The sequence below is a fragment of the Acinetobacter sp. GN11 genome, from assembly GCF_054823985.1.
The window spans coordinates 1-9126 of the sequence record NZ_JRVL01000111.1; the positions used below are offsets into that span (position 1 = coordinate 1).

At 42.4% G+C, this 9126-nt stretch carries 8 protein-coding genes; 2 read left to right on the forward strand and 6 right to left on the reverse strand.

What is annotated here, in order from left to right; genetic code table 11:
* Both NL42_RS11225 and NL42_RS11230 read left to right on the forward strand, forming a co-directional pair.
* Positions 1-1242: sigma-54 interaction domain-containing protein (locus tag NL42_RS11225; protein ID WP_461312803.1), on the forward strand; the 1242-nt coding region annotated here is incomplete at its 5' end.
* A gap of 69 nt (positions 1243-1311) precedes the next feature.
* A complete protein-coding gene (locus NL42_RS11230) occupies positions 1312-2223 on the forward strand; it encodes a bestrophin family protein (protein ID WP_461312804.1) in 912 nt (303 codons plus the stop codon).
* 45 nt (positions 2224-2268) lie between these two features.
* Here NL42_RS11230 and NL42_RS11235 read toward each other — a convergent pair whose 3' ends face one another.
* The 6 genes from NL42_RS11235 to NL42_RS11260 are packed head-to-tail and all read right to left on the reverse strand — an operon-like array spanning position 2269 to position 9118.
* Positions 2269-3327, reverse strand: coding sequence for a 2,3-butanediol dehydrogenase (locus tag NL42_RS11235; RefSeq protein WP_461312805.1), 1059 nt, complete (start codon positions 3325-3327; stop codon positions 2269-2271).
* 29 nt (positions 3328-3356) lie between these two features.
* On the reverse strand, positions 3357-4142 hold the full coding sequence (locus tag NL42_RS11240; protein WP_461312806.1) for an acetoin reductase: 786 nt from the start codon (positions 4140-4142) through the stop codon (positions 3357-3359).
* A gap of 26 nt (positions 4143-4168) precedes the next feature.
* Positions 4169-5572: a dihydrolipoyl dehydrogenase gene (gene lpdA / locus NL42_RS11245; protein WP_461312807.1), complete on the reverse strand. Its 1404-nt coding sequence runs from the start codon at positions 5570-5572 to the stop codon at positions 4169-4171.
* A gap of 10 nt (positions 5573-5582) precedes the next feature.
* Positions 5583-7121: a 2-oxo acid dehydrogenase subunit E2 gene (locus NL42_RS11250; protein WP_461312808.1), complete on the reverse strand. Its 1539-nt coding sequence runs from the start codon at positions 7119-7121 to the stop codon at positions 5583-5585.
* 1 nt (position 7122) lies between these two features.
* Entirely contained in the window at positions 7123-8142 is a 1020-nt protein-coding gene (locus NL42_RS11255; protein WP_016138203.1) for an alpha-ketoacid dehydrogenase subunit beta, read from the reverse strand.
* 13 nt (positions 8143-8155) lie between these two features.
* Positions 8156-9118 (reverse strand): thiamine pyrophosphate-dependent dehydrogenase E1 component subunit alpha, encoded by a 963-nt coding sequence (locus NL42_RS11260; protein WP_461312809.1) that lies wholly within the window; start codon positions 9116-9118, stop codon positions 8156-8158.
* Positions 9119-9126 lie beyond the last annotated feature (8 nt).

Consider the following 9126-nt stretch of genomic DNA (forward strand, 5'->3'; position numbering starts at 1 on the left):
GATTTTTTTATTTTATTTGAACAATTAAAAGCTTTATTCCCAAATACGAGTCTGTTTTTAGCAGACACGACGACTCAAGCAATTCACTATAAATTTAATACAGATGACATTTCTGTCGAGAGTATGGCAGCTCTGACTCAAGATCATCACAATCAATATCTCGAAGTTAATACTCCTAAAATGAGAAAGCGATTCATCTATCAGAAAAATGATATTTACATCGCAGAGCATCGCATCATCGGGAAATTGCATATTCTACAGCCCGTTAGTATAGAGAATGATATTGCTGATAAAGTAGAGCTAACAGAACAATTACAAGACTTAGCCAAGGTTTTTAATAGTTGCTCACCAGAAATGGCCCGTATGTTTTCAATCATTCAAAGAGTGGCAATTACTGAGTTTCCAGTGCTCGTCCGCGGCGAATCTGGTAGCGGTAAAGAGCTTGTGGCAAAAGCAATTCATGATTATAGCCAACGTAAAAATAAGATTTTTGTAGCGATTAACTGTGCAGCTTTGAATTCTAATATTTTAGAAAGTGAACTATTTGGGCATGTGAAAGGTGCTTTTACAGGAGCAATTCGTGACCATAAAGGCGTGTTTGAACGTGCCGCTGGTGGAACGCTGTTTCTGGATGAAATTGCCGAGATTCCTTTAGAGCTTCAAGCTAAATTATTACGGGTGTTAGAAACAGGTGAATTTACTCCTGTAGGTGGTGAAAAACCGATTCAAGCCAATGTCCGAATTATTACCGCAACACATAAAGCTTTACGCGAAGAGGCTAAGGCTGGGCGTTTCCGTCATGATTTACTCTACCGTTTACGCGTAATTCCAATTTTTATACCACCACTCAGAGAGCGGAAAGTCGATATTCCTCTCATTGTCGATCAGATTTTAAAAGAAAGCTCAACTCAACTCGACACAATGCCTCGTCATGTCAATCAAAAAGCCATGCAAGTTTTATTGAATTATGACTGGCCGGGAAATGTTCGTGAGCTTAAAAATACCTTGCTTTATGCTTTAACTATGGCAAATGGTAAGGATGAAATTGAAGTCGAAGACTTACCAAATGAACTCTTAAATGCAGATGATTACGTTAAATTACCCGAGACAAATACAGAGCTTAATCCTGAAAATGTGCAAGCCACTTTAGAAAAATATAACCACAACCTGAATATGGTCGCTAATATTTTTGGAATTAGCCGCACTACGCTTTGGCGATATAGACAAAAACATAAGCTTTAGGGAGGTATTTATCTGATCTAAGGCGTATCATACTGCACTTGGTTAGGTCCGTTAGTTCAAAGGCTTTCTATGATTGTTCGCGATAAAAACAGCGTTTTTAAACTCTTATTTGCATGGAAAGGAACAGTTCTACCCAAAGTTTTGCCCGCATTGAGTTTTGTTGTTCTTATTTCAGCATGTGTAGTCTGGCTTTCTTATTATCATTGGATTCAAATCCCTACCGTTCCCGCAATTGGATTTACCATCTTTGGCGTTATTCTTTCAATTTGTACCGGTTTTAGAAATAACGCGTGTTATGACCGTTGGTGGGAAGGACGCAAGTTATGGGGCGCTTTAATTGCAAATGCCAGACATATTGTCAGAGATAGCCATGTTCTATCCAAAGAACAGCGTGAACATTTAATCCATCAAGTTTTAATTTTTACTAATTTACTGCGTGATCGGCTGCGACAGCAAACGGCCGAGCCAACAAAATTTCTTGAACATGCCTATTTAAATAACTCTTCACTTAATTATTTAAATGAACATATTAATGCCCCCCAGTTTGTACTCGAAAATATTCAAAAAGATTTAGTCAAAGCTTTAAAAGATGGCGAAATTAGTGACATTATCTACAGCACATTGACACGTCATATTGTTGAGCTAGGTAATATTCAAGCAGGTTGTGACCGAATTGCTGGTACGCCTTTGCCCTACTCATATTCAGTACTTTTGCACCGTGCTGTTTATTGTTTCTGTTTCATATTACCGTTTAGCCTTGAAGCTGCTTTAGGCATCTGGACACCGCTTATTGTCGGCTTAATCGCTTATATGTTTTTAGGGCTAGACGCCCTAAGTGCTCAAATTGAAGAACCTTTTGGTTTGCAAGAAAATGATTTACCGCTCGATTCTATTGTCCGCTTGATTGAGCGGGAGTCGTTAAGCTCTTTAGGACAGCCATTACCTCCTATTATTGAAGCCCAAAATAACAATTTACTTTAATAAAAAGAGCGAATTATCGCTCTTTTTATTGGTTTAAATGTCTACTTATGGCTGTACGATAATCTTAACGGCGGACTCATTGTTATGAATTAAGGTTTCAAAACCTTGTGAAATCAAATCGTCAAGTTGAATACGCTGGGTAATAAAAGGTTCCAGATTTATTTTACCTTCTTCGACCAGTTTAATGGTTTCTTGGTGGTCATTTACGTAGGCAATTGTGCCTCGTACATCAAGCTCTTTCATTACCACACTATGCACATTAATTGATGCTGGATGGCTCCAAATCGAAACAATAACAATAACGCCTGTTGGTTTCACTGCTGCAACCAAGGTATCTAACACCTTGTTAACGCTACTACATTCAAACGCGACATCGACACCATCGCCAATAGTAATTTTCATGACCTCAGAAACAACATCAACTTCTGACGGGTCTAAAATATAATCTGCGACTCCCGACTCTTTGGCTTTTTCTTTACGTTTTGCACTTAGCTCGGTAATGATGACCTTAAGCCCTTTCGCTTTTAAAATTGCCGAAAGCAACAAACCAATTGGACCTGCACCACCAACCAGTGCAATATCACCAGCCTTTGCACCACTGCGCACATATGCATGATGACCCACCGACAACGGTTCAATTAGTGCCGCCTGATCTAGTGGAATTTTATTGGAAATTGGATGCACCCAACGGCGTTTAACCGCAATTTTTTCCGATAAACCACCGCCACGACCGCCTAAACCAATAAAGTTCATATTTTTAGAAAGATGATAATTGTCTCCCGGCCCAGTTGGTACATCATCGGCCACAATATAAGGCTCTACCACCACATGCTGACCAATTTCAATATCATCAACACCTTCACCTACGGCATAGACCACACCTGAAAACTCATGTCCCATGGTAATCGGCGCAGATTCGCCTGAAATAGGATGCGGATGCCCACACGGTGGAATAAAAATTGGCCCTTCCATAAACTCATGCAAATCTGTACCACAAATTCCACACCAAGCAACCTTAATGCCTACAGTGCCGGGAGTGACTTCTGGTTCTGGGATATCCTCAATACGGATATCGCCTCTGTCATAAAAACGCGCTGCTTTCATTATTATCCCCCTCAAATCAGGATGTTGTTTTAGCGATAGACTATTCCGCCGTCCGTTAAAATAGATTGACCCGTAATATAGTCCGAATCTTCACTTGCCAGAAAAGCAACTAATGCGGCTACATCGTCTGGTGTTTGGGCTCTACCTAAAGCAATGCCTTCCACATACTTTTTATAGGTTTCACCGATTGCAGCGCCGGTAATTTCAGCAAAACGTTTATCGATTTCAACCCACATGTCTGTTCCGACAATTCCGGGACAATATCCATTTACCGTAATACCATGACTGGCGTATTCTTTTGCCGCAGCTTGAGTAAGTGCCCGTACCGCAAATTTGGTTGCTGAGTAAATACCGAGTAAAGCAAACCCATCATGGCCCGCAATTGAGCAAGCATTAATGATTTTACCTTTATGTTGGCGTTGTTTAAATTTTGCAGCAGCAGCCTGTATGCCCCACAGCACTCCACCAATATTAATATCAACAATTTTTTGAAATTCATCAGGTGTGATATGAGCAATCGCTTGAACCTGTGCAATTCCAGCATTATTAATCATGACATCGAATCCACCAAGGGTCTGCTCAGCATGATTTATAGCGGCGTATACTTGCTCACGGTCACTCACGTCGGCAATAAATGTGCTCGCATTTACACCTAAAGCCTGAATTTCCTGCTGCACATCGTTCAGTCGATCTTGTTTCATATCGACTAGTGCAATGTGTGCTCCTTCTCGCGCCAAGCGCAGGGCAATCCCGCGGCCAATGCCTTGAGCTGCCCCTGTCACTAAAACGACTTTATCTTTTAATCCCTTAACCATATTCAACTCCTGTAAATGCAGAATTTCTACATATGAATCGCTCGTTGCATTGAAGCCAAAATGGATTCATGCATGGCTTCTGATAAAGTTGGATGCGGGAAAATCACTTGAGCTAAACTTTCATCAGTTGCTTCTAGATATTTAGCAATTGCAAAGCCCTGAATATGCTCGGTCACTTCATGGCCGACCATATGTGCTCCAAGTAGCTCGCCCGTTTCTGCATGTATCACCGTTTTAACGAAACCTGACGCATCGCCAATTGCCAAAGCTTTGCCATTTGCAGTTAAAGAAAACTTACCAATTCGTATAGGTAGATTCTGAGCTTTTGCTGCATTTTCCGTTAAACCAATACTCGCCACTTGTGGATGCGTAAAAATACAACCCGGAATCTGGCTACGATCGAGTGAATGTACGTTTGCTACACCAGCAATTTTCTCGACACATATCATGGCTTCATGGCTTGCTTTATGCGCAAGACATGGTGCTCCAGCAACATCCCCAATGGCATAAAGCCCTACTACATTGGTTTTACAATAGTCATCAATTGCCACAAAACCTTGTGGATTTAGTTCCACACCTAAACGTTCTAGGCCTAGCCCTGTGGTATTAGGCTGTACACCAATTGCCGAAAGCACACGGTCAAAAACAAGCGTTTGAACATCATTTGCCGTTTCAATCACACAGTGAACTTGACCATTTTCAATTTGAATACTTTGAACGACAGCATCGGTTAAGACTTTCATTCCTTTTTGTTCAAATTGTTTTCTGACAAATTGAGCAACTTCTGCATCTTCAGTCGGTAAAATTTGCTTGGCTAAATCAATAAGCGTGACCTGACATCCCAAGTCTTGATAAAGGCTAGCAAACTCACTACCAATTGCACCTGAACCTACAACCAGTAAACTTTTCGGTAACTGCTCTGGAACAAGCGCTTCTTTATAGCTCCAGACATATGTTCCATCGACAGGAAGTTGAGGAACATGTCGAGCTTTAGCCCCAGTTGCCAAAATAATATGCGGTGCACTTAAAGCTTGACTGTTCCCTTGAGCATCTGTCACTTCAAGTTTTTCTTTTGCCATAAGCTGAGCACGACCATTAAACATGGTCACCTGATTCTTTTTCAGCAGGTAATCAATGCCTTGTACTAACTGAGCTGATACTTGTCGGCTATACTGCACAAGCTTTTGAATATCAAAATCGAGTTGAGATACCTGAAAACCAAACTGTCCAGCATGTTTAAACTGGGTTGCAAGCTCTGCCCCTGCAAGCAAAGCTTTAGTTGGAATACAGCCCCAATTTAGGCAAATTCCACCTAAATGTTGCTCTTCAACAATTGCGGTTTTTAACCCGAGCTGGGCTGCACGAATTGCAGCCACATACCCACCCGGTCCCGCGCCAATCACAATTAAATCAAATTGAGCTTCTGACATGCGGGTTCTCCTACACCAAAATTAAAGCAGGGTTTTCAACAAACTGCTTAAAACTGGCCAAGAATTTCGCCCCAACTGCACCGTCAATGACGCGGTGATCACATGACAGTGTCGCTGTGACAATCTCACGAATCACTACATTTCCATTTTCAACAACAGCACGTGATTCAGAAGCGCCTAATGCCATAATTGCACCTTGCGGTGGATTAATAATGGCATCGAACTGTTTAACGCCTAACATTCCTAAATTTGAAATGCTAAAGCTGCCTCCCTGAAATTCGTCAGGTTGTAACTTTCCAATCTTGGCACGCGTTGCCAAATCACGCATGTCCTCGGAAATCTGTGCTAAAGACTTCTGGTTGGCGGCTTTCACAATTGGTGTAATTAAACCGTTTGGAATTGCTACGGCCACCGAAATATCCGCTTGAGAGAACTGTAAAATTGATTGAGTCGCCTCATCAAATTGAACGTTTACCTCAGGTACTTTTATCAGTGCCGCGGCGGCGGCTTTAATCAGCATGTCATTAATAGAAAGTTTGACTTGTGGAACAGTCTCATTAATTTGCTTTCGTAAATTTTGCAAAGCTTCTACGTTTAGATCGACTACAAGACGGAAATGTGGCGCATTACGTTTTGCCGCTTGCAAGCGTGAGGCAATCGCTTTACGCATACCATTCATCGCGACAGTTGTAATTGTCGATTGTGGTTGACTAGCAGCACATTGGACAGGTTGTTTATTTACCGCCGTTGGGTTTTCACGGTTGTAAACCGCTTCAACGTCTTCTTTACAAACACGGCCTCGGGTACCTGAGACACGGCAGTCATTTAGGTTAATGCCCCATTGTTTTGCCAAACGGCGTGCAACAGGTGTTGCTAGAACTTGGCTATCATCGGCAGTTGACTTAACCACTTTAGCTTGATGTTGCTGTTTAACATCAGGCCACTGGCCTCCAGCAGCCTGCACGGCCTTCTGGATGTCTTGAACACTAATACGTCCTTCACGACCAAAACCCGTCACTTTTGCCAAGTTCACATTGTGCTTTTCTGCAAGCTTTAACGCATGCGGCGTTGTAAACAACTCATCAGATGTTTGATAGCCTTGTAATGACTCCGGTACAGCATAGTCACCTTTCACTACCTTTGCAGGAGCTGGAGCACTTGCAACTACAGACTGTGGTTGTTCGGCTTTTTCAGCAACAGGTGCTGATGCTTCCGCTTTACTTTGCTCAGTAGGTGCTTCAGGGGCTTTAGCTGCTGAACCACCTAGTGATGCGATAAACTTTTCAATTTCTGCATCAGAAATTTCACTTTCAGCACATACGGCAATAAGACCACCGACAGGTAAAGTATCACCATCTTTCGCTAAAATTTTACGGAGCGTTCCTGCAAAAGGCGCTTCTAACACATTGACGATTTTTGTGGTTTCAATTTCACAAATTTCATCGCCTTTATTAAAGCTATCACCCTCTTTAATCAACCATTGGGCGATCGTGCCTTCTTCCATAGATAATCCCCATTTCGGGATCTCCAGCGTTTTAATTTCGCTCATCCTAAGCCTCCAATGTTTTTCGCACAGCTTGCTCAATACGCTCTACACTTGGAATCCATTCTTTTTCTAAAACTGGAGAGAATGGAACAGGCGTATGTGGTGGCGTTACGAGTTCAATAGGTGCTTTTAAATAGTGGAAACCTTTTTGCGCGACCAGTGCAGCAACATCATGACCAAAACCACAGCGTGCCGCTGATTCATCCACAATAACCACACGTCCAGTCGATGCAACAGACTCTAAAATTCCTTCTTCATCAAGAGGTGAAATTGTTCGAGGGTCTACCACTTCAACCGAAATGCCATCTTTTGCCAGTTTGTCTGCTACTTCATTGGCACGGTGTACCATCAATCCTAAAGCAATAATGGTCACGTCTGTCCCTTCACGGGTGTAATTTGCTACACCAAAAGGAATGGTATAGGCATCATCTGGAACTTCACCTTTAATGTCATAAAGCATTTTATGCTCACAGAACACTACTGGGTCGTCATCACGAATAGCCTGAATTAAAAGCCCTTTCACGTCGTATGGGCTAGATGGAACCACAACTTTTAAACCTGGAACCGCAGCAAATACGTTATATGGTGACTGAGAATGTTGAGCTGCCGCAGAAAAACCAGCACCAATCATGCCACGTACAACCATTGGCGCTTTTGCTTTTCCACCAAACATATAGCGGAATTTAGCAGCTTGGTTATAGAGCATGTCATGACACACGCCGTAAAAATCCATAAACATTAAGTCGGCAACAGGACGCAAACCTGTTGCAGCAGCACCCGCGGCCATACCAATAATTGCAGACTCGGTAATTGGCGTATCAATAACACGTTCCGAACCAAATTCTGTCCATAAGCCTTTGGTTACACCAAGTACACCACCGAAGCCTTCAAGCTCATTATCTTCAGTATTTTTACCACCATGTCCACCGCGCACATCTTCGCCCACAACAAAAACAGTTGGGTCACGGCGCATTTCTGATTCAATGGCTTCTTTAATTGCATTACGAAAACTTTTATTTGGCATCTTTACTATTCCTTTAGTAAGAGACATAGACGTCGGTAAGGAGTTGTTCTGGTTTTGGATATGCCGCAGCGCGAGCTTTAGCAACTGCATCATCAACGTTCGCCTTAGACACAGCATCAATCTCGTCTAATTTGGCTTCATCAATTTTGCCTTTAACTTTTTCTCGGAAAATTTTCAAAGGGTCTTTATTTTCTTTAACGAAATCGACTTCCTCTTTTGAGCGAATGAGGCCCGGGTCACCTTCAAAATGTCCATAAAAACGGTTAGTAATCGTCTCAATGACACTTGGACCTTCGCCACGGCGTGCACGTTCAATGGCAATTTGAGCCGCTTCATAAACTGCAAAGAAATCTGTACCGTCGACTTTAACGGCTGGCAAACCGAATCCTGCTGCACGCCCTGCAATGTCTTTACTTCCAACTGCGTAATCATGGCCAGTACCTTCGCCAAAACCGTTATTTTCAAAGACGAAAATGACTGGGAGTTTAAGCACAACCGCCATGTTCATTGCTTCGAAAGTAAGGCCTTGGTTTGAGCCACCATCACCTGTAAAAGACAGCCCGACACCGCCAGTTTTTAAGGTTTTCGCTGTTAGTGCAGCACCGATTGCTAAAGGAGGCCCACCACCCACAATCCCGTTAGCACCAAGCATGCCTTTATCTAAATCGGCAATATGCATAGAGCCGCCTTTTCCACGGCACAGCCCATCATCTTTACCGAAAATTTCCAGCATCATGCCGTGAATGTCACAACCTTTTGCAATACAGTGACCATGTCCACGATGGGTTGAAGTGATATAGTCTTTATCAGTTAAGTTTTCACAAATTCCGACTGCTACAGCCTCTTCTCCACTATATAAGTGAATAAAACCTGGAATATCACCATTGGTATTTTCTTCGTGAAGTCGATCTTCAAATTCACGAATATCACGCATGCTTTTATATGCTGCGAGTAATTGCTCTTCCGTTAATTGCATATCCTTTT